Source organism: Nonomuraea sediminis (assembly GCF_018531495.1).
Lineage (GTDB): Bacteria > Actinomycetota > Actinomycetes > Streptosporangiales > Streptosporangiaceae > Nonomuraea > Nonomuraea sediminis.
The window spans coordinates 219,544-239,902 of sequence record NZ_JAHDTI010000012.1 but is presented as its reverse complement, the minus strand read 5'-3'; the positions used below and the strand labels follow the sequence as shown (position 1 = coordinate 239,902).

At 67.4% G+C, this 20,359-nt stretch carries 17 protein-coding genes and 1 pseudogene; 7 read left to right on the top strand and 11 right to left on the bottom strand.

The genetic code is table 11. The features are described 5' to 3' along the window. Positions 1-13: 13 nt before the first annotated feature. A complete protein-coding gene (locus tag KIK09_RS40925; protein WP_214324883.1) occupies positions 14-241 on the bottom strand; it encodes an aldo/keto reductase in 228 nt (75 codons plus the stop codon). Between the two features lie 39 nt (positions 242-280). Then, positions 281-3,292: pseudogene (locus KIK09_RS40920) on the bottom strand (Tn3 family transposase); the annotation flags it as partial. A 247-nt stretch (positions 3,293-3,539) separates the two neighbouring features. On the opposite strand from KIK09_RS40920, the gene KIK09_RS40915 reads away from it, so the two are divergent. Then, positions 3,540-3,944, top strand: a complete 405-nt coding sequence (locus tag KIK09_RS40915; RefSeq protein ID WP_214324882.1) for a hypothetical protein — start codon at positions 3,540-3,542, stop codon at positions 3,942-3,944. A 74-nt stretch (positions 3,945-4,018) separates the two neighbouring features. After that, a complete protein-coding gene (locus KIK09_RS40910) occupies positions 4,019-4,408 on the top strand; it encodes a hypothetical protein (protein WP_214324881.1) in 390 nt (129 codons plus the stop codon). 232 nt (positions 4,409-4,640) lie between these two features. Here the strand turns inward: KIK09_RS40910 and KIK09_RS40905 are convergent, their stop codons facing one another. Both KIK09_RS40905 and KIK09_RS40900 read right to left on the bottom strand, forming a co-directional pair. Further along, positions 4,641-5,396, bottom strand: coding sequence for a DinB family protein (locus tag KIK09_RS40905; protein ID WP_214324880.1), 756 nt, complete (start codon positions 5,394-5,396; stop codon positions 4,641-4,643). Positions 5,397-5,537: 141 nt separating this feature from the next. Continuing rightward, positions 5,538-5,750 carry a hypothetical protein gene (locus KIK09_RS40900; protein ID WP_214324879.1) on the bottom strand — a complete coding sequence of 71 codons (213 nt, stop codon included), beginning with the start codon at positions 5,748-5,750 and terminating at the stop codon, positions 5,538-5,540. A 122-nt stretch (positions 5,751-5,872) separates the two neighbouring features. On the opposite strand from KIK09_RS40900, the gene KIK09_RS40895 reads away from it, so the two are divergent. Together KIK09_RS40895 and KIK09_RS40890 are read left to right on the top strand one after the other, a co-directional pair. After that, complete coding sequence (locus tag KIK09_RS40895; RefSeq protein ID WP_214324878.1) at positions 5,873-6,637, top strand: DinB family protein; 765 nt, start codon at positions 5,873-5,875, stop codon at positions 6,635-6,637. Positions 6,638-6,693: 56 nt separating this feature from the next. Continuing rightward, positions 6,694-6,942, top strand: coding sequence for a S1 family serine peptidase (locus KIK09_RS40890; protein ID WP_214324877.1), 249 nt, complete (start codon positions 6,694-6,696; stop codon positions 6,940-6,942). Between the two features lie 128 nt (positions 6,943-7,070). Here the strand turns inward: KIK09_RS40890 and KIK09_RS40885 are convergent, their stop codons facing one another. Then, positions 7,071-7,469 (bottom strand): MmcQ/YjbR family DNA-binding protein, encoded by a 399-nt coding sequence (locus KIK09_RS40885; RefSeq protein ID WP_214324876.1) that lies wholly within the window; start codon positions 7,467-7,469, stop codon positions 7,071-7,073. 125 nt (positions 7,470-7,594) lie between these two features. On the opposite strand from KIK09_RS40885, the gene KIK09_RS40880 reads away from it, so the two are divergent. Then, positions 7,595-7,864 carry a nucleoside/nucleotide kinase family protein gene (locus tag KIK09_RS40880; RefSeq protein ID WP_214324875.1) on the top strand — a complete coding sequence of 90 codons (270 nt, stop codon included), beginning with the start codon at positions 7,595-7,597 and terminating at the stop codon, positions 7,862-7,864. Here KIK09_RS40880 and KIK09_RS40875 read toward each other — a convergent pair. The 5 genes from KIK09_RS40875 to KIK09_RS58410 all read right to left on the bottom strand — a co-directional run bounded on the left by KIK09_RS40875 (position 7,848) and on the right by KIK09_RS58410 (position 14,690). After that, complete coding sequence (locus KIK09_RS40875) at positions 7,848-10,784, bottom strand: Tn3 family transposase (RefSeq protein WP_214324874.1); 2,937 nt, start codon at positions 10,782-10,784, stop codon at positions 7,848-7,850. The genes KIK09_RS40880 and KIK09_RS40875 overlap by 17 nt on opposite strands. A gap of 271 nt (positions 10,785-11,055) precedes the next feature. Further along, positions 11,056-11,676 (bottom strand): class I SAM-dependent methyltransferase, encoded by a 621-nt coding sequence (locus KIK09_RS40870; RefSeq protein ID WP_214324873.1) that lies wholly within the window; start codon positions 11,674-11,676, stop codon positions 11,056-11,058. Positions 11,677-11,686: 10 nt separating this feature from the next. After that, a complete protein-coding gene (locus KIK09_RS40865; RefSeq protein ID WP_214324872.1) occupies positions 11,687-13,309 on the bottom strand; it encodes a tyrosine-type recombinase/integrase in 1,623 nt (540 codons plus the stop codon). Continuing rightward, positions 13,309-13,632 carry a helix-turn-helix domain-containing protein gene (locus KIK09_RS40860; RefSeq protein ID WP_214324871.1) on the bottom strand — a complete coding sequence of 108 codons (324 nt, stop codon included), beginning with the start codon at positions 13,630-13,632 and terminating at the stop codon, positions 13,309-13,311. The genes KIK09_RS40865 and KIK09_RS40860 overlap by 1 nt, the downstream gene beginning before the upstream one ends. Beyond that, positions 13,629-14,690: a tyrosine-type recombinase/integrase gene (locus KIK09_RS58410; protein ID WP_214324870.1), complete on the bottom strand. Its 1,062-nt coding sequence runs from the start codon at positions 14,688-14,690 to the stop codon at positions 13,629-13,631. The genes KIK09_RS40860 and KIK09_RS58410 overlap by 4 nt, the downstream gene beginning before the upstream one ends. Positions 14,691-15,092: 402 nt before the next feature. Between KIK09_RS58410 and KIK09_RS40850 the strand changes: the two genes are divergently transcribed. Together KIK09_RS40850 and KIK09_RS40845 are read left to right on the top strand one after the other, a co-directional pair. After that, positions 15,093-15,620, top strand: a complete 528-nt coding sequence (locus KIK09_RS40850) for a SigE family RNA polymerase sigma factor (protein ID WP_214324869.1) — start codon at positions 15,093-15,095, stop codon at positions 15,618-15,620. After that, a complete protein-coding gene (locus KIK09_RS40845) occupies positions 15,617-16,813 on the top strand; it encodes a TolB-like translocation protein (RefSeq protein ID WP_214324868.1) in 1,197 nt (398 codons plus the stop codon). Before KIK09_RS40850 ends, KIK09_RS40845 begins: the two co-directional genes overlap by 4 nt. Before the next feature lie 53 nt (positions 16,814-16,866). Here KIK09_RS40845 and KIK09_RS40840 read toward each other — a convergent pair whose 3' ends face one another. Beyond that, a complete protein-coding gene (locus KIK09_RS40840; protein ID WP_214324867.1) occupies positions 16,867-20,001 on the bottom strand; it encodes a Tn3 family transposase in 3,135 nt (1,044 codons plus the stop codon). Positions 20,002-20,359 lie beyond the last annotated feature (358 nt).

Below are 20,359 nucleotides of genomic sequence, written 5' to 3'. Positions count from 1 at the left end.
GACATCATTGTCGTCACCTACCGTCCCCCCTCCACACAGTTCGGGTCAGAGCCCCTGTTCTGGCGGCCAGGGCGCGGCCGGCGGCTTCCTCGTTCTCATACGAGGCGGCGGTGTCGAACTTGCGGTACCCGGCGGCCAAGGCGTCGGCGACGGCCTGCTCGGTCTGCTCGGCCGGGGTCTGGAAGACCCCGAAGCCCAGGATCGGCATCTGGACGCCGTTGTTCAGCGTGACGGTCTGCATGGGTGTACTCCCTCGTGATGGTGCCGGGCGAGCCGATGCCTACAGGCTGTCGTCCTCCCAGTCCGGTTCATCGGGGTTGCGGAGTTGGCGGACACCGGCGGGTCCGAGGTCGGGCTGGGCGAAGGAGTAGGTGCCGATCACGTTGAGGTGCTGGCGCACGAACGGCGACAGCCGCGCGACGTTCTCCTCAGCCAGGGGGTAGCCGTCGGCTTTGAGCTGGTCGAGGGCCCGGTCGATGTAGAAGGTGTTCCACAGCGTGACGCAGTTGAGCACCAGGCCGAGCGCGCCGAGCTGGTCTTCCATGCCCTTGTGGTAGCGCTGATACAGCTCGCCCTTCTTGCCGTGGAAGATCTTCCCGGCCAGGGCGTGCCGGGACTCCTGCAGGTTGCGCACACCCTTGATGTCGCGCCGGTAGGGCTCCTCCACCGCGTAGGTGAGGATGTGCAGCGTCTTGAAGATGCGGCCGTAGTGCGCGATCGCCTCGCCCAGCGGGGTGGGGTTGCCGTCGCGCTGGATCATGCGCATCAGGTCGTGGGCGCGAATCTCGCCGGTGTAGATCGACACCACGACGCGCAGGATGTCGCCCCAATGCCGCCTGATCTTGTCCAGGTCCATCTTCCCGCGCGCGAAGCGCGACAGGCTGCCGTAGTCGGCGTCCTGGATGCGCCAGCCCTTCTGGTCGGGGATGTCGGCCAGCGCGGGCCGGTACTGCATGCCCAGCAGGTGGACCAGCCCGAAGACGACGTCGCTGTAGGAGCCGGTGTCGGTGACCAGGACTTCCGGGCGCGGCCCGCCGTCACGCCGGAACGCCACGTCGATCATGTGCAGGGAGTCGCGCACGGTGCCGGTGACCACCTTCGCGCCGAGCCCCACACCACGGTCGTTGATCATGTTGAGCCAGGTGATCCCGCGCGAGCGGCCGAAGTACTTCTTGTTCGGCCGGGTGTAGATGGAGGGCACCGGGACCACGAACCGCATCCCGTCGATAGCCGCGACCAGCCCGCCGCCGAGGGCTTGGGCGAAGCCGAGCTGTCCCTGCTCGTCGATGAGCGGGGCGTTGGCCAGGGTGTAGGTCTCGGTTGAGAGGTAGTTCTGCGCCACGTGCGAGAGCCGGCCGCGCTCCAGCGCGGGCGTCCCGGCCTTGACCACCGGCGCGTAGCCGATGTTCAGCGCCTGGGCCGTCAGGCAGGCCGCGACCGAGATGCGGAAGTCGGCCAGCTTGCTCACCCCGCCGGCGGCCGAGGTGAACGCGGCCTCGAACACCGGAACCCGGCCCATAACCTCCAGTAGCAGTTCCGGCAGGTCGACCCGCGGCAGCATCGCCAGGACTCGCTTGCGCAGGTCGATCAGCGATGGTGGTTCCGGCAGGGCGGTCAGCTTGGCGACATGCAGGCGCCCTTCGGCGTCCACGCTGACGTCTACCCCGTCGCGCCCGACCCGGCCGGCGATGTCGTTGAGCGCCAGGTGCAGCACCAGTGCGTGCTCGGCGAGCATCTGGCCGGGATCCTCTGGGAGCTGCAGGTCGACCAGGGCAGGACCCTTGGCCGCCTGCCAGCGTGCGCCGTCCAGGAGCTGTCCGCGCGGGTCTCGCCAGCGGGCCGAGGTCTCGGCGTAGACGTCTCGGCGCTTGAGGTGGCGGTGGAACTGGGTGAGCACGCACATGGTGTAGGCGTTCTTGTCCAGGGTGCTGCCGTTCGGCAGATTCTTGAACACCAGCCGCTTCCAGGAGCCGCTCACCAGCGCGGGGTCGATGTCGTCTTCGGTGACCTTCTTCTTGCGGCCGTCCAGCAGGCGGGGCAACTGCTTCATCGCTGCCAGCGCCCGCGCGCCCTCGGCGTTGGCGCCGAAGTCGATCACCGTGGTCAGCGTCTTGAGAAACCCTGACACGGTGGCGATCCGCGAGGCCAGCAGCGCCCGCATCTCGCCGTCGGCGTCACTGTCGGGCGGCGGCACCATCTCGGTCACCGCCGCGACCGCCTCGCGCAGCTCCCGCCGCGGCACGATGGCGTCGATTGCCTCCCACACCTGATCCAGCCGCAACTCCTCGCCGTACTCGGTGACCTCCAGCAGCATCTCCACCGCCGCGGCGAGGGTGGCCGAGTGCTTGGCCAGCTTGGGGTGCTGACGCGCCCGCTCCTTGCCCGCGGCGGTCTCGGCCTTGCCGAGCAGTTCGGTGGTGACCAGCAGATCCAGCATCTCCAGGCAGTCGTCGACCGCCTTCCCCTCTAGGAAGATCCCCGTGGCCAGCAGCGTCGCGAGCTGGCGAGAAGGCCCGTGGCGGCGCAACGTCGTGGCCGTGGCTTGCATCCCGTAGCGGGCCAGGTCCACCATCCGCCGATGCGGCACCTCCAGCGGCAGCGGCATCGCACCCAGACCCACGCCGAGAATCTCGGCCGCGCGCTCCAGCGCCTTCTCCAGGTTCTTGCCCGAGGTGGCGGCCGGGCCCTTACACCAGCGCTCCAGATCGGAGGCGCGCCTGCCGTCCGGCACCTCCAGCAGCATCTGCAGGATCGTCCGCTGACGTGGGGACAGCACCTCATACAAGGTGGCGTAGAGCCGGTCGGTGGCTGCATCGCGCACCTTGGCCACCAGCCGGGTAAGCGTGGTCACGCCGGGGAGCAGGATCTTCTGGGTGCGCAGCCACGTCACCCCGTCATAGAAGATCGTCTTCTTACCGTCGCCGGTGTTCCAGGCGCGGGCGTCCGCCCAGGCGACGAAGTCCGCTTCCGCCTCGGAGAACTCCTTCAACGCGTAGGCGTCGCGGATCACCTCCTGGTGCTCGAAGGGCGTGCTACGCCGCTCGGTGTAGCGGGCGATCTGGGCGATGTTCTCGATCCCGAGTTGGTCGGCGAGGTAGTGCAGGACATCGACGGGCACGTCCAGCGGGTCGGGGAGGAACCGGCCGATGAACCGAGCCGTGGTCACCTGTAGGGCGAAGCCGAGGCGGTGGTGTGATCCGCGTCGTTCGGCGACCAGCGCCCTGTCCACGTCGTCGAGGAAGAAGAACCGCTCCAACTCCGCCTGGGAGGGAGCACCCGAGAACCGGCCGTACGCAGCCGCCTCGCCATCACCTGCTCACCGAGGCCGCCGTCGCGGCGATCGAGTCCGGCGAGGAGGCCATCAACCAGCGCACCCTGCTCATGGCCTCCTACGCCGGCCCGACCGAGCGGCGCCGCAAGTTCGAACGCGAGCTGGTGTGACGCGCGAGGGCGTGTCGGACGGTGTGCGCCGCTGGCCCGTTCACCCCGAGCCCGGCCCCGGCGAGGCGCTGACCTCCTGACTCGGCCGTCTCGCCGGGGTGTACCGCCTGTCGGTCGAGCAGTTGCTGACTCACAACCTCGGCCCGGCGTCGGCACGGTTCGACCGCGGCGCAGACCTGGACTACCAGACGCCCACGGTCATCGTGTACGCGCTCGCCGCCCGGACCGGCATCGAGGTGGGCCGGCTACGCCGGATGACGATCACCGGATGTGTGCCGTGGCTGGCCGACACCCTGAATCCCTTCGACGGCCAGGAGGCCTTCTCTGCCTATGTCCGGCCGGACTCTGTTCTACTGCCGCCGGGCCGGGCCGGATATCACGTCGTCAAACGCTGGGTGCCCTGGCTGCCAGCCGGAGCCGCCCGTGGCGGACGGCACGACGGGTCTGCCCCACCTGCTCAGCCGACCGCGGCATCCTCCTGCTCGCCGCGCTCCCCCTCATGATCAGCTGCGCGGAACACGGATGCCGCCTGGAAAGAGTCCACGAGGTTCGCCGGGCTCACCGCTACGGCGAGCCGATGACTCCCTGCCCGGTCCCGGACGCCGTCGCCGCGCTGGACCGGCTCACCTTCGAGGGCATCGCCACCGGGAGCGTCACACTGCCCTCGCGCACGGTGCATGTCGGAGAATGGCTGCGGCTGCTGCGTACGCTGCTGGACGAGGTCAGCATGGTCGCCTCCCGGGCCGGCCCTGGCTCGGCCGCCCTCCTGCACCAGGTCTGGGACGCCGCGGACTTGCCGTTCCGGGCGGGCCTGAACCTCTGGCGGCCGTACGAGCGGCTGAGCCCGGCGCATCAGGAAGCAATGCTGCAGGCGGCGGCCACCGCGGTGCAACTGGCCGCGAACGGGAGGATCATTCCCGGCGGCACGCTCGGCCCGGCGCTGCAGCCCGCTCCATATCGGCGGTAAGGCAGCGCGTGGGGCGGTTCAGCAGACCAAGTAACGGCGAAAGGGGCAGTCCCCTGGTCGCGGCAGGTGTGCGCGCGAGGGTTACGGCTCGAACATCGAGGGATAAGTCCGGCGCGATAACGATCACTGGGCCGTTTCCGCAGGTCGGAACTGGCAGGGACGGGAGTTGAGGAGCCGGGAGTAGCAGCACGCAATGCGGCTGGAGGTCATTTCCGGCCGGGTCAGCGCCAGCTCAGGCACCGGCCTCGAGCACGGCGAGGTCGCGCACCGCATAACGGTGATGCTCGGCCTCTTCCTTCAGCACCACCTTGAGGCAGCGGCGCACGACGTACTCCTGGTCGGGATACGGGTCCGCCGGCTTGCGACCGCATACCCGATCGAGCTCGGCCTCGGTGAGCCCGTCGACGACACGCCGCATCGTGGCCATGCGGGCGAGCCGCGGCGCGAGCACCTCGTCGAGCGTCGGGGTGGCTTCGAGGGTGAGACCGAGCTTCGCCGTCGCGTCGGGCGGCATCCCGCCGTGAGGGAGGCCCAACGGGTGGTACGGCGCTTCCTCCTCCAGCACGGCATTTCCGAGCCAGGCATCGCTGGCCAACAGCAGGTGCCGTTGGGTCTCGACCAACGACCACTCGCCGTTGACCTGCTCGTGCAGCTTGGCCTCGGGCAACAGCCTGGCGCGGTCGAGTGTCGCCGCCCACAGCGTCTCGATGGCATCCCAAGCAGCCCGATAGTCGTCGGGGGACGCGGCGTCACGCGCCAGCACCCGCGTGGGGTGCTGGCGGTCGAGCTCGGCCTCGACGTAGGCGGTCACGTCGACGTCGTTGACGACGAGACGCTCGAAGTCGCCACCGAGGTAGACGTCGCTCCCATAGCAGTCGACGATCTTCAGACCGCTGACCTCGCAATCGCGGATCTCGAGACCGGCAAGGTCGCACAGGTGGATGCGGGCACCACGGAACTGGTCACTCTGGGCGTACTCAGCAGCCATCGAGGCAGTCTTCCGCACCCGTCCCGCGCCTGTCCACCACGAAGGCAAACCCCTCGACGACGCCGCGGCTTCGGAGCTGGTGGCCCGCGTGCGGGCGTCGGCGGGCCGGGCGGGATCTGGGGCGGCGGCACGGCGTGCTCCTCAGGGAGTCGGGGGCTGGTCAGTGGGGTTGCCCTCGGCAGCGGCTGCGAGGGTTTTGTGGACGACGCCGACGGAGACCTTCACCCCGGCGGCGATGACGCGGATGGATTCCCCGCGCCGGCGACGGTCGAAGATCGCGGCGCGTTTGTCGTCGTCGACCACGGGGCGGCGGCCGCCGACCTTGCCTTTCTTTCGGGCGGTCTGCGCGGGCAAGATCGATCGTCGAGCGCTCGCCAAGATGCTCGATCCCGCACTCCCCCACCCGGACGCAACACGCAACCCTCACGTTGTGCCATTCACTGGCGCGGGCGGGACGGATACGGGAAACTGTCCCGATGCCTGCTGAGTACACCCAAAGTGACCAGTTCCGTGGTGCCCGCATCCACCTGTGCGACCTCTCCGGCCTCGAGATTCGCGATTGCGACGTCACCGGCCTGAAGATCGTGGACTGCTATGGGGGCAACGTCTCCCTCGGTGGCGGCTTCGAGCGTGTCGTTGTCAACGACGTCGACGTGACCGCCTACGTCGAGGCCGAGCTCGACCGGCTGCATCCCAACCGGGTGCTGGCCCGTGAGGCCACGTCCGCCGCCGAATACCGGGCCGCTTGGGATGCCATCGAGAAGCAATGGGAGGAGACGCTCGACCGCGCCAGGCGCCTACCCGAGGCGAAGCTGCACGAGCAGGTCGACGGCGAGTGGTCGTTCGTCGAGACGCAGCGGCATCTGCTGATGGCCAGCGATGCCTGGATCGGCAACGCCGTGCTCGAGGAGGACGCGCCGTACCACCCGTTGGGCCTTCCTGGCGGCGGGATGCCGGCCGAAGCATCGGCGAAGCTCGGGCTCACCCTCGATGCCACCCCGACGCTCGACGAGGTACTCGCGCCGCGGCTCGCCCGCATGGCCACGATGCGCCGGGTCGTCGACGAGCTCACCGAGGCCGAGCTCGATCGGGTGTGTGGTCGCAAGCCGGCGGACCCATATCCGGACCGGGAGTACGTCGTGCGCCGCTGCCTCACGGTGGTGTGCAAGGAAGAGGCCGAGCATCACCGGTATGCGGTCCGCGACCTCACCGTGCTCGAGGCCGGTGCCCGAACCGAGTGAAGGCGCGTCCCGGCAATGGACGGCGATCTCGCGATCCTGCGCTTGACCAGCCCATCTTGCTGTCGGAGCCCCTCATCGCACCCGCACTGCCCAGCCAGGGCGCGGTGCCGACCGGCGAGGTAGTCACGACCGGCTACGGAAAGACCAGCAATGCGGGCTTCCCCAACGAACGACGCGAGGTCTTCCTCGATGTCACGCCGCGGTGGACCTGCGAAGGCATCTACCAGTTCGTGAAGCCGATCACGCCCGGAATGAACTGCACCCGCAAATCCGGCCAGACGGCCGGAGCATGCGGCACTGGGTGATGTCGTCATCGGAATCGTCTCCTGAAATATCTCTGGCCAGTGCGGCAACCCGACCTATCCACCGTGAATAGGAATGTTTCTCAGCACCGAACCTGGATAAGCGGCAACGTGGGGAGGTAGCCGGCGGTTCATCCACCTGCCTTCAGCCGGAACGCGAGGCGGCGGGGCGCCTGCACGCGATAGCTGTCCGTCACCAGCTCGGCAACCTCGACCCAGTCCGTCTCGTCGTCCAGCACCATTCCCACGACATTCACACCCCAGTCGGCCCGGAAGAACGGAGGGCCGGCATGCGCCAGCGCGGCCAACTCCCCGGGCGGCGCCCGGAAGGTCATCAGGATGGCCGGATCGTCCATATCGATGTACGCCGACCCCCTCTCGTCGGTGGTGTAGACGTGCAGGAACGTCCGCCGGCGAATCCGCCACCGCAGGCCGATCCACGCCGGCTCCTCGTACGCCTCGGGCAGCTCCCCGCAGATCACCCGGAGCCGGCCCACAACGGCGGGTGGAACGTCCGCGATGTCGCTCATCTGTACCTCCCGCGCCCATCCTGCCCGCCGGGTAGGACATCAGCACATCAGAGTCTCCGGGGTTGGCGGGGCCGCGCCGACGTCATAGGACTATCGGGCCCAGCTAGATCGATCTGCAGATCTTCGTGTCCGTCAACTTCGAGCAGACCATAGATCGCGCCCTGACCCGCAGCATGGCGATGGCCGGATCCGCCGATGCCGCCGAGATCGAACGGTCCCGGCGCCACCGCTACATCCCATCCCAACAGCTCTACTTCGCGACAGCCCGCCCGACCGAGCACGCTGACATCATCGTGTACAACGATCAGCTCCACGAGCCGACCTGGGACATCCGATCCGCGCGCCCCGGAACGACCGGGGATCGGCATGAACTCGTCCTCAGGCGGCCAGACTGAGATCGAGGCGGGTGTTCATGTCGAGGCGGAACCGGCCGTAGGGGTTGATGTGGACCCAGAATAGGGGTGAGAGCGCCCGGTGGTCCTCGTCGGTGAGCTTCCGCGCCCACTTCGGATCTCGTAGCACGGCCTGGAGGAGCTGGGTGTTGATGAACGCCAGCGAGGACTGGAGTAGGTGCAGTGCGAGCATGGACACCTCGGCGTGCTCGCGATCGGAACCGGTGAGGGTGCCCTCGCGACCGTAGAAGATCTTGTCGTTGGCGCCGTTCCAGTTCTCCACGACCTGCAGCCCATTGTTGATCTCACGGCGGAGTTCCTCGTCGGCGAGGTAGTCGCAGGCGAAGATGGTGCGCACGACCCGGCCGAGTTCTTCCAGGGCGAGGTAGACCGGCTGCTTGGGGCCCCCACTCTTGGACTTCATAAACCGGCGCAGCACCTGCTCGGCCTCGTTAGTGCGAAGGCGGAGCGCGGTCGCGTACTTGATGATCTGATCGTAGTTGCGGGCGATCAGATCCCAGTCGATCGGCCGCTGCTTCAGGACCTTCGCCAGCTTCGGCCACGCGGCCTGGTTCGCGGTCGGCGCGTACAGCTGGATCGCGCCGATGTTCTTCAGCCGGGGCAGCAGCTTGAACCCCAGGACCTCGGTGAAGGCAAAACCCACCAGCGAAGCTCCATGGGTGTCGGTGTAGTTCGCCTCTATATCGACGTCGGTGCCGTGCCGCAGCAGCCCCTCGATCATCGCCGCAACCTCCGAGGAGGAACACGACTTCAGCTGTGAGTAGACGCACAGCCGACCCTTGTCGACATGCCAGTAGATCATGACGCCGTAGCCGCCGTACCGGGCGTGGAACTCGGTCATCAGGTTGGAGTCCCAGGAGGCGAACCGCTTTGAGTCCGATGCCGTCGACGTCGCCTTCCCCCACCACTTCGGATCCCGGGCCTCCAGGGTCGCATTCACCACGGACACGATCGCGGCACGCAGGTTCTCCCGAGTGATGAAGGTCTGGCGGACGTGCCGTAGCTCGGCCTCGGTGTGGCCGTGCTCACCGGTCGCTGACATCTGTCGGATCCCCATGTTGGTGCCGAGCGCGAACAACACGAGCAGAAGCCGCTTACTCAAGGTCTCCTTGGACAGGACCTCGCGGGTCGCGACCGAGGTGAACAGGTCGGGGAAGTCGGTGATGAACGCGGTGTTCTTCAGGATGTCCAGCAGGTCGATGGTGCCCCAGCGGCGCTGCACCTCGGCCTTCAGAGCGGTGAGGTTCTTCGGCTCGGGCAGCTTGTCGAGCTTCGGGACCGACACCCACGGCTTGCCCTTCCGGGTGGTGATCTTCACGCCTCCTGTGGTGCCCTCGACGAGGCCGGTGTTCAGCCGGTCCAGGCCCGCGGTCAGGCGGCTTTTGAGGTCGGCTATGAACTCGGTGGCATCCAGAGGCTTGGACAGGGCGGCGTAGTGGACGTCGCGGTTGGTCTCGAAGTCGCCGGGCAGGTCCTTGTCCGGATCGCGCCACCGGCCAGCGCCCTGCACGTACACCTCACGGCGCCGCAGCGCCTCCCGCAACGCGATCAGCACGCACAGCTCGTACGGGATTCGCTCGACCCGCCCGGACTCGGCGTCCACCACCGCGTCCCGCCACGCCCACTGCACCACGCCCTCGATCGGCACCCGCTCGGTCTCGGCGTAGTACCGCTCGGTCGCCGCGACCCCCGCGTACCGAGACAGCAAGTCGATCGCGTCCATCACCGGTCGGTAGGCGGTGTTGTTGCACTTGAACTCCAACGCCGCCAGGATCGGCCCGAGCATCCGCCGGTAGTGGTGGGAGTAGGAGCCGCGCAGCTGGTAGCGGATCCGCTCGGAGACAGCCCGCTCGGTGGCCATCAGCTCCCGCGCCAGCGACTTCAGCGTTCCCACCCCACCCGGCACCGCCGGATACACCGCCTCCCGCACCGTGTCGTCGGGGCGCTCGATCGCGGCTTTGATCATGTTGACGTAGATGCCGCGCTTGCCCCGTACCTTCGTCAACTCGCCGACCAGCTCCCGCTCCACCCGCCGCTCGGCCCGCGCGTTGATCCGGTGAATCAGGTCGATCAGCAGCCCGACCAGCCCGTCGACCAGCTCGGCCTGCCGTGTCCAGCACAATGCCGCCAGCAGCGTGTACCGCACCGGCTCGGAGCTGTCCTCGAAGTCCGACGGGTACATCCGCATCGCCCGCGTCCGCCACGCCGCCACGATCCGATCCGACACCCCGGAGAAGACCCCGTCCGGCAGCCCCAGCGACCGAGCCGTCGCCAGCTTCCCGATCTCCGCCAGCAACGTGTCCAACCCCAGCGGACCCGGGTCGGACTTCAACTCCGCCAGCACATGCGGACGATCCAGCAGATCCTGCAACCTGCCGCACACCACCGACCCCAGTGTGCCCACCACACCCTCCGAGAACGCCACCTCGAACTTGGAAAGGCCCGACCCCACCACCCGCTCCACCTGGCCGGGCGTCGGCGGCTCCACATCCTCGCTCCGGCATCTGCGGCGCAGCGCCTCAGCAAGCCGCTGGCGACTCGTCTCCGTCGGGCACATCTCCTCCGCCAGCCACAGTGCCCACCGGTCCTCATCCTCCTCCGTCGCCGGCCGCGTCCCGAACGCCTCCCTGATCTGCTTGCGGTGATACTCGATCGTCCGCCCCGTCCACCGGTACTTCGCGAACTCCCCGGCGTCGACCTTCACCAGCGACGCCACATAGTCGACCGCGACCAGCGGAACCGCCTGCGGACCGTCCGGGAACCGGCCCTCAAGCTCATAGAACTTCAGCAACAACGCGAACCCCAACCGCGTCGCGCCCGACTTGTTACGGATCAGCTTCCAATCACCCTCGACCAGCGTCCACGAACCGATCAGCTCATCCGGTTCCCACTCCGCGCGCATCCCCACCACTCCCAGACCGAGACCACCACCAGGACATGGCTCACGATCAAGGAAAAGGTCGCCCATTTCACCGGGATGGACCTACTTGCAACCACTACGCGACGAACCCGAAAGATAGCTCACCGCTACTTTGCGGCTCGCCGTAGCTTTAGGAGTTCCGGGCCGTGAAAGCCCGGAGTTCACGCGAACTGAAGGTTGCTCAGCATGAACCCGAGGGTCTTCCGGGGCGGTGGCCGTTTTCGACCCCCGGGTTCGTGGTGAACCCCGTGTATCAGTCAGATGGTTTGCGTGCCCAGAACAAGGCATGCCCGCTGTTGCCTTCCGGGACAAACTCTTGGGAGGCGACTTCCAGACCGGCTTTCTGCAGCCAGGATCGGTAGGTGGTCGCGTCCGTATGGCTCCACCACATTGTCGTGGTGCCTCCGAGCCAGTTGTCTTCGGTGCCGGTCCAAGCCTCCCAGCCGGTGGTGATCAACAGCCAGCCCGAGGGGCGCAGCCAGGAGGCGATGCGCTCGATGAGGCGGGGCTGCTGCTCAAGGGGCATGTGGATGAGGGCATAGAGGCATATGACCGCGTCGAAGGAGGCGTGTGGCAGCTCGAGGGCCACGGCATCGGCCTGCACGAAGGTTCCGGCGGGAACGAGGCGACGCGCCCGCTGGATCTGAACGTCGCTGATGTCGACGCCCGTCACCTCATACCCGGCTGCGGTTAGTGAACGCGCAACGGGGATACCGCAGCCGCAGCCGAGATCGAGCACGGATCCTCGGGTGGATAGGCGGGATTGGAGATCCTTGAGCCAAGGGGTGTACTCACCCTCGTCGGCGTCGTCGCTGCGGTAGCGGTAAGACAGTGCGTTGTAACCGCGTCGGACCAGATCGATTTCCTCGCTCATGAGGGTCAGGTTATGGATTGCTGTGGTCTGTTGCCGAGCGGATTTCGCTCGGTGCATCGCGGTCAGGACCTTGTTCCGCAGCGGTTTGGAGGAGCTGTCTGTCCGCGTTGGCGTAGCGGATGGCGGTCTTATCGTCGATGCCGAACACGGCGGCCAGGTGCAGCGGGTCGGGACCGTGGGTCAAGGCTTCTTCGAGTTGCCGGTCGACGCGGAGTCGTTCCAGGGTGGCGGTCAGGCCCCGGACGGCATGGGTGACCCAGAGCTTGCCGACCGGTGCGGTCTCCATCGCGGTCTGCTGGGTGAGCAGCAGGTGAGGGTTGGCGGTGCCTGGCCAGCGGCTGCGCCGATAGTCCAGCCAGGCCAGCAGCGCCCGCCGGGTGAGTTCGTCGAGCGGACGTGGGTGGCCGCCGATGGTGATGCGATGGTTGCCCAGGTCGATGTCGTCGAGCCGCAGGTTACGAATCATCTTGGGCCGGGCCGCGTGGACGGCTGCCAGGGCGAGGATGAGGCGGATCGCTGGTGTTGCCGCCGTGGCGACGGCCCGGCCGATGTCGCCGGGGGTGAGGGGGAGGATCACCTTGTCCGGTCGGCGTGCGATGCGGATGCGGATGGTGGGATCGCGGAAGATCCGTCCGGTCTTCTTGCAGAAGCGCAGAAGCGAGCGCAGCGCCACGATGGCGTTCTCTCGTTTGGCGCCCTGCAGGGCGTCTTTGACGGTCACGATGTCGTCGCGGGTGACCTCGCGGAGGTGATCGTAGGTAAGTGACCAGTGGAGCAGGACGGGCCGGATCTCGGTGAGATAGCTCCAGACGGTTTGGATGCTGCGTGCTCGCTGGCGAGGCCCGCCCGCGTGCAGCATGCGTGCCCATGCCTCGACGTCGACGGCGATTCCGGGAGCGATGCCGCTCAGCTTGCCGGCGAGCCAGCGGTCGAAGGCGGGGATGCGGTCATCATCGAGCATGCCGACGTGGACGAGGACTTCGACGGTGCGCTCGACGCTGAGACCGTGGTTGCGCAGCTTGGGAAACAGCTCCGAGAAGCGGATCATGTCGCCGGGGGTATGGCGGGACAGCAGTGTGACCAATGCCCGGTCGACGTCATTGACGATCCACCGGGTCCAGCCCCGGGCCTCGGCGAGCGTGTCGGCCGCGATGCGGGCCGAGCACAGCGCGGGGTTTGCCAGGTCGGCATGGCGGCGCCGGTCGAAACCGGTGTAGTCGCGACGCGCTGCGATGGGCAATCGCAGCTGAGTCCAGCGGTCTGGAGAGGTGTCCGGTTCAGTAGATGGTGGGTTGGGCCGTCGGCGTCGGCGGCCTTGTCGCCCGATCCGCGGTCCGGGGCCCTTGGATCGCTGCCGGTGCATGTTGCTGAAGAACAACTGCTGGCAGGTGAGCCCGCGCAGGAACGGTTCCAGCACGGTCACCTGGCCTTTCGCCTCCAAGCTGGCCTGCAGCCAGCACAATCGGCAGTACCCCTTCTTGATCGGGGCATCTCGGTAGCAGCTCGCGCACTCGCCGACCTGGTGGAGCTGGCCGAAGGTGTAGCAGGCATGGCAGTACCGGCCCGGGAGCACGCCCCAGGCGTAGCAACCCACGCAGGTCGCCGCAGGCTTGGCCGGGGAGACGTAGCCCATCAGGCTGGTGGCAGCGACCGTCCGTCCCTGCGCTTAGGCGTCACCGCGGCCGCCTCGACCACGGCCTTGATCTGCGTCTCGCCGCTCTCAGCGGGAGCAGGCACGAGTTCGGGCTCGGGGATCAACAGTTCGGCGATGCCGCAGCCGAGCACGGCACAGATGACGTCCAAGTCCTCCAGCTTGACGCTGGCCGGGTGACCTGACCACAGGCCGGACATCTTCCCGGCGCTGATCACCATGCCGCGTTCGGCGAGCAGTCGCTGCAACTCGCTGGCCTTCCATATGCCGCGATTGGCGGCGGCCAGGCGCAGGTTCCACCTCATGGGATCAACCCCTTCAACCGGTCGGCGGCCCGTTGCTGTCCGGCGAGCCATGCCTCTTCGACGTGCGTGCGGTGGACGTGGATGTAGTTCATCGTGGTAGCCACCCAGGCGTGGCCGAGCGTCTCCTGGATCGCGATCAGGTCCATCCCGGCGAAGTAGAGCCGGCTGGCGCAAAAGTGCCGCAACACGTGCGGTGTCAGCTTCTCTCTCCAGTCGGGCAGGTGCCTGGCGGCGGCCTCGGCCAGCGCGGCGCGCAATGCTTCGGTGCCGACCCGCGCGGCGGTGCCGTCAGCGTTCTTGCGCTCCGAGGGCAGCAGCGGAGCTGCGTGACGGGTGTGATCGTCGCCGAAGTGGCCCCAGACGTCCTCGACGAACCAGCGCAGCGTCCGCCCGGCATCGTTGATCAGCGGAACCATCCGTTCGCGCGGGCCGGAGCCACGGGCGCCCTTGCCGACGCGGACGTGCAGCTTGCCGAACCTGCCCAGTTCCCATTTGACGTCGGCCAGGTCCAGGCTGCGCGCCTCGTTCACCCGCAGGCCAACCTCGGCCATTAGCCGGGCCGCCGCGTAGTTGCGGGCGGTGGGAGCGAACTTGCGGCAGGTGGCCAGCTCTTCGCGCCAGCCGGCGAATAGGCGGGTGACCTGCTCGGCGCTGGGCGGGATCCGCAGCGCCGCGTCCTTCTGCCCGCGCGGCCGGTTCATCTCATCGATCGGGCACTCCACCACGTGCCCGGTCAGCTGGTGGATCTCGATCTTGTGTCGTAGCTCCAGGAACAAGAAGTAGGTCTTGATCGCCTGGGCCCGAGACAACCGGGTGCCCTTGGCCGCACCGCGTAGTACCTGGCCGAAGTAGGCGTCGGCGTCGGCCGGTTCCATCTCCCACAACGGTCGGCCGAACCATGCCCGGACCTGCTCGATATGAATCACGTCAGAGCTGATCGTGGCGTCTGACAGGCCAGCGGCCGCGCGGGCGAGCACGAACCCGGCCAGCACATCGGTCTCGAACGCGACCAGTTCCTCCGGGCCGACCGGGGCACGCGCCTCACGGAGGTCTCGCACGACGGACAGGCTCAACCCACGCCTCCTCGTCTTCACCAGCAATGTCAGACGATCGAGGAGGACGATAGACCTTCAGAATCTCTGAAGTCTCATCAACTTCGAAAACTCTCGGAGTTCCAGGCAGAAGGCCCAGGTCCAGGGGCACGTCAGGCCGCAGACGCCTCAGGGAACCCAAGGCTTATCTCTTACCAGAAGGACTGCGTGGCGGAGTCTCCCGTATCTACGTCATGAGCCGTTCGTGGCATGCCTCCACCCAAGGGCACCCGACCACGCCAGAAGCTTGAGCTTCACCGCAGTGGCTCAGGCTTCGCCCAGGCCGCCTGCTTTCGACTCCGGCTGCGAGATGGAGCGACCCAACCATCCGCCGATCACGGGCGTCGGTAACGGGTGAGAGGAGTCATCTTGGACCCCAATGACAGCTTCCGCGAGTTCATGGCCGTCCATCAGCAGTCGCTGATGCGGACGGCCTACCTGCTCACGGGGGACGCCCACCTGGCCGAGGACCTGCTGCAGAGTGTGCTGCTGAAGGTGCTCAGCCGCTGGCCCAAGCTGGCGGACGTCACCAGTCCGCAGGCGTACGCCCGCAGGGCCCTGGTCAACCAGTACATCTCCTGGCGCCGTCGTCTGGCCAGGGTGGCCGAGCTGCCGAGCGCCGAGCCACCGGATCGGCCGTACTCTACCGAGGATTCCACGATCGTTCGGATCGTCATGCTGCGAGCGCTCGCGCAACTGCCGCCCAAGCAGCGGGCGGTGATCGTTCTGCGCTACTACGAGGACCTCACCGAACACGAGACCGCCAAGCTGCTGAGCTGCTCGATTGGCACGGTCAAGAGCCAAGCCCATCATGCGCTCGCCCGGTTACGAGTACTCGCGCCGGAGCTGGCACCGAAGTTCGCCGAAATGGAAGACTTGAAGGGAGCACACCGATGACCTGGCTGCGAGATGTGCTGGACGACGTGGCCGACAACGCGCCTCAGGTGGACCTGACCGAGCGGACGATCGGGATCCGCAAGCGGCGGCGGCGCAGGACGACCTCGATCGTCGCGGCCGCCGCGGTCGTCGCCACCGCGCTCGGCGTGACGGCCGCGGTACGGCTGCTGCCTGCGGAGCCGCGCCCGGCCGTCGCGCCTGGGACGGTGAGCGACCTGCCGGCGCGCGGGGTGGGGCCGCTGAGCCACGCCTTCATGACGTTCTGCCGGCCGGAGCGTGGCAAGGCGCCGGCGGGATGCGTGAACGGCGGATGGCGGGTGGTCACCCGTGGTGGCACGACGTACCGGGTGGCGCAGGCCCTGTCCGGTTCCCCGTCGGGGCTCCGGCCGAGCCCGCTGGTGATCAGCCGGGACGGCCGTAAGATCGCGTACTACGACACCAAGGCCGGCACCTTCGCGGTGCGCGACCTCGCCTCCGGAACGGTGCTCACGGCGCCGACGAAGGTGCCCAAAGCCTGGCTCGGCAGTATCGCGCACCTCCTGCTGTCGGATGACGGCCGCTTCGTCGCTTTCACCAAGGCGCCGGCGCTGAAAGATCCCGCCATGCTGTTCGACATGCGCGAGCGCATGGCTCGGCCGCTGCCGAACGGCTGGAACCCCATCGGCCTGTCCCCGGACGGTGACACGATCACCTTGGCGCAGTACGCGCCTAAGACCCGTCTGCAGACCATCACCCGGCTGTGGCAGACGTCCACGGCGGGCAACGCGACAACCGTCGACGTCGCCGGGCACTACATGGTCGGCGCGCTCGGACCCGACGGGCACAGCGTCGTCGCGGTGGAGAGCGTGGACGCGGGCATCACCGGATGCCTGAGAAGCGGTGCCGACCTCGTGCACCTGGACCGGAAAACCGGCAAGGTGCTCCGGAGGGTCCCCGTGCGGGGCCTGTCCATGACAGCCAACTTCGTCTACCTGCGCAGCTGGACCGGCCCTCACGAGATCACGGCCCTGGTCAAGCCCCTGGACTGCCGTGAGCGTGACGACAACGCGCCTGGATCGAGCTTCGACCCGCCATACGTTCCCTTCACGGCCTACGCGGTGAACGTCGAGACCGGAAAGGCCAGGAAGCTCGCCACCTACACTGCCCAAGGCTTCTTCCAACTCGTGCTCCCAGGCTTCCCCGGCACCCTGTGACGGATTCTCTGCGGCGTCACGGACACATGGGCTATCCGGTCCATATCGATAGTTCAAAGATCTGCGAGAAGCCGCCTGCGGCCCTTATGGGGCGAACAGGACGCGAGATTCGAGATCAAGACGGGTGGTGGGAGCGGCCGGCGTGTTGAGGTTGAGAATCCAGTTGCCGAACCGGCGAATGACGTGGGTGATGTAGGGCGAGATGGTGGCCAGGTCGTCGGGATCGACGGGGCGGCCTTCGGCGGCGATGGCGTTAGCCGCGTCGGTGATGTCGCAGGCGGTCGAATAGATAACGCAGTTGGCCAGCAGCTCGTTGAACTTGATGATCTTCTCGTGGTAATCAGGGTCGTTGTGGCCGATGAGCTTGCCGCCGAACATGAGCCAGTCGGAGAAGCCGTGGAAGGCCTCGTTGCGGTTGGTGACCTGGGTGATCTGCTCGCGCAAGTCCGGATCCGACAGATAAGCAGCGTGATGGTGCGCACCGCGCGGCCGAGTTCGCGAAAGGCCCGGTAGAGGCGGTTCTTGCGGGAGTGGTTGCCGAGCCTGCGCAGCAGGGTGACCGAGGAGATCCGGTTCTGGCGGATGGAGATCGCGGTGCGCAGCAGGTCGGTCCAGTGAGTTTCGATCAGCCGCCAGTCGATCGCCTCGTCGCCGAACAGCGAGTCGATGTGCTCATAGCGGGTCTCGGTGTCGGGCCGGTAGAAGATCAGGTCGTGCCAGTTGCGGATGCGGGGCAGCAGATCGAAGCCCAGAAGTGCGGCCAGGCCGAAGACCGGCAGCGACTGGCCTTGCGTGTCCGCGTGGATGGTGTCCGGCTGGATCTCCGAGGCGTTCTTCAGCAGCCCCTCGATGATGTAGACCGCCTCCCACACCCCACAGGGTATGAAGTGGCTGAACAAGGCGACGTAGGTGTTCGAGATGTGCCGGTAGGCCAGACCTCCGTAGCCTCCATACCGGATGTGGGACTCGGCGAGCAGGTTGTTCTCCCACGTCTCGACCTGTGAGCCGTCCGCGGCCACGGTCTTGCCATCACCCCACACCGAGGCGATGTCGAGCTGGTTGAATGCGTTGATCACCGTGGCGGACGCTTTGGCGATCTTCTCGCTGGTGGCGTGCTTGTTCGCGGCCAGGGCAAGCTCGGCGGCGCTGACCTTGCCCCGCATGTGCGCGGCGACCTGGGCCGGACCGAGCAGGGTGCCGTAGGTGAACACCGTGAGCGCATACCGGCCGAGCGCTTCCTTGATCTTCGGGTCGGAGCCGGAGGCTGGCCCGAAGTGATGGTGCCATCCCAGCTGGTAGGCAGTGCGGGTGAGGATGTCCAGCAGATCGCGCTGCGGCAGCCGATCATGCACCGCCTCCTCCAGCTTGAGTGCTTCCGCGCTCCGCTCGGTACCCTTGCGGCGGCGCAGGACGGGCCGACCTCCCTCCAGGAGGAGGTCGGTGTTGCCCGGGTAGCCAGCGTCCACGCTCGCCGCGGTGTCGGCCAAGACCTTCTTGTAGTAGGCGGTCAGTTCGCGGGCCTCGGTCGGCAACCCGGCCTCAATGCAGAACTTCTCGACCAACGGCGCGCACTCCTCCCAGGACATGAGCTGGTCGTGCAGGTTGGCGTAGGAGTCCGACCCGGCCACCGCGATATCGCCTGATCGCAACTCGGCGGCGAGGTAGGAGAACACGCACACCTCCAGATGCCGGCGCACCAGCATCCCCGGCCGGGCCGGATCCTTGAGGATCTTGCGCCACATCCCCGAAGCGAACGCGTCGACGGCCATCGACAGCGTCACGGTCACCGGGGCGCCATCGGGGCCTTGCCGCTCCACGGTGAGGCGTTCGGGGACGAACGCGGAACGGGCGCCGCGCTGGGCCATCACGTACTCGACCGCGTCCAGTACGCTGCGCTCGGCGTTGGTCGACTCCAGGTCGATCGACTCCACCAGGGTGAACAACGCTGACCGGTGCGAGCGGTAGTGCTGGTCCAGCAGCGGCAGGTAGTTGTTGCCGTGATGAGCTGAGACCGCCTCGTGCGCGGCCGCGAGCGCCTCCAGACCTCCGGCCTGGTCGAGGGCCTTGAGCACCAGCCGGCCCGCCCGCTCGGTCACCGCCTCCTGGCCATCGCCGCTGTCCGGTGTGCTCGCCGCGGTGTCAGCGCTATCCTCACTGCTCTGCCGTTCTGTGGAGGTCATGGCCTCGCGGACGCCGTCCAGGACGTCGCCGAACACGCCCAAGAGCCGTTCGGACTCGGCGCGGTGCATCTCCCGCAGCGTCTCCAACTGGTCGCGGCCCTTCTTGTGGATCGCGGCCATCCGCTTGCAGAACATCGTCACCACGTCGTCGCGGACCCCGGTCCGGACTGTGTGCAGGAGGCTGACGATCAGGGTGAACCGCTTGTTCTCATCCAGCACTTTGCGCAGGTCGGCGACGTCGGTCACCCGAGCTTCGCCCGCGAAATGCGCGATCTTCCCCGGCGGGATTGCCTCCAGCCACTTCTCCGTCGGACCGAGCGCGTCCAGGTTCTGCAAGAACGCCAAGCGCGCCTTGAACTTCCCCAGCGACGCGGCCTGCGCCACGTCCTTCAGCCCGTCGTACTCGCTGCGCCGGGTGACCGGATCAACCACCAGAAGTCGGGCCAGCCTGGCGCGGGCGACCGCATCAACCCGGCCCGCCACGAGCGTGAAGAAGCCGCGATTGACCTCGGTACGGATCTTCTTGGTCAGCTCGTCCAGCGTCGTGTAACCAGGCAGCTCACACTGCGCCCGAACCAGCTCCTCCAACGCCACGTTGATCAAATCGGCCGGGTTATCCTTCGCCTGCACCGCCTTGCGGATCGCCTCGGCCGCCACCGCCCGTACCCCGGCCGCGTCGTACACCACGCCCATGCGCTGGCGTACGAAGCTCCGATGCCGCTTGGCTGAGCGCTCCGCGGCGTCGGTCAGCACGACCTGCTCTGCCAATCCGATCACGCCGCGGATGTGCTCGGCCACCACCGGCGGAACGTCCGCGAGCTTCGGGAAGTACCCAAGCCGCTGGTATGCCTTCAACCACACCAGCAGCGCCAGCAGATGCTGATCATCCTGCGTTTTGCCACGCGCCCACTCCAGCTCAGCCAGCGACGGGGTGAACACCTCCGCCAATTCCCGCGTGGGCACCGCCCGCGCGAACCTCGGGTAGGCGGTCCGATCGATCGACGCCACCCGACCCCCCGGCAACCGTCACCAACCAGCGCGAACCCCCAGATCTTAACGACCGATGATCAAATCCGCGGCCCGTTTCCGCCGTATTCCGGTGGCACCCGTCGATGGTGCTGGTTGCCGGGTTGTAGTAGCAGGAGACCGGGTGTGGGGTGTTGAGAATCGATCGATTCTCAACACCCCACGGTCTGTCATGAGGCCAGCGGCAAGGCGCGCGAAGACGCTGGCCTCATGCTCAGGGTCGGCGCCGGTGAGTACCTCTGCGACACTGCCCGGCAGAATCGACCGGAATTGTCGAATCCGGGCCACCTTGTTCGTAGCCAGGGTGAGAAGCCGCCCACCAGGGGCGCTGCCACGACTA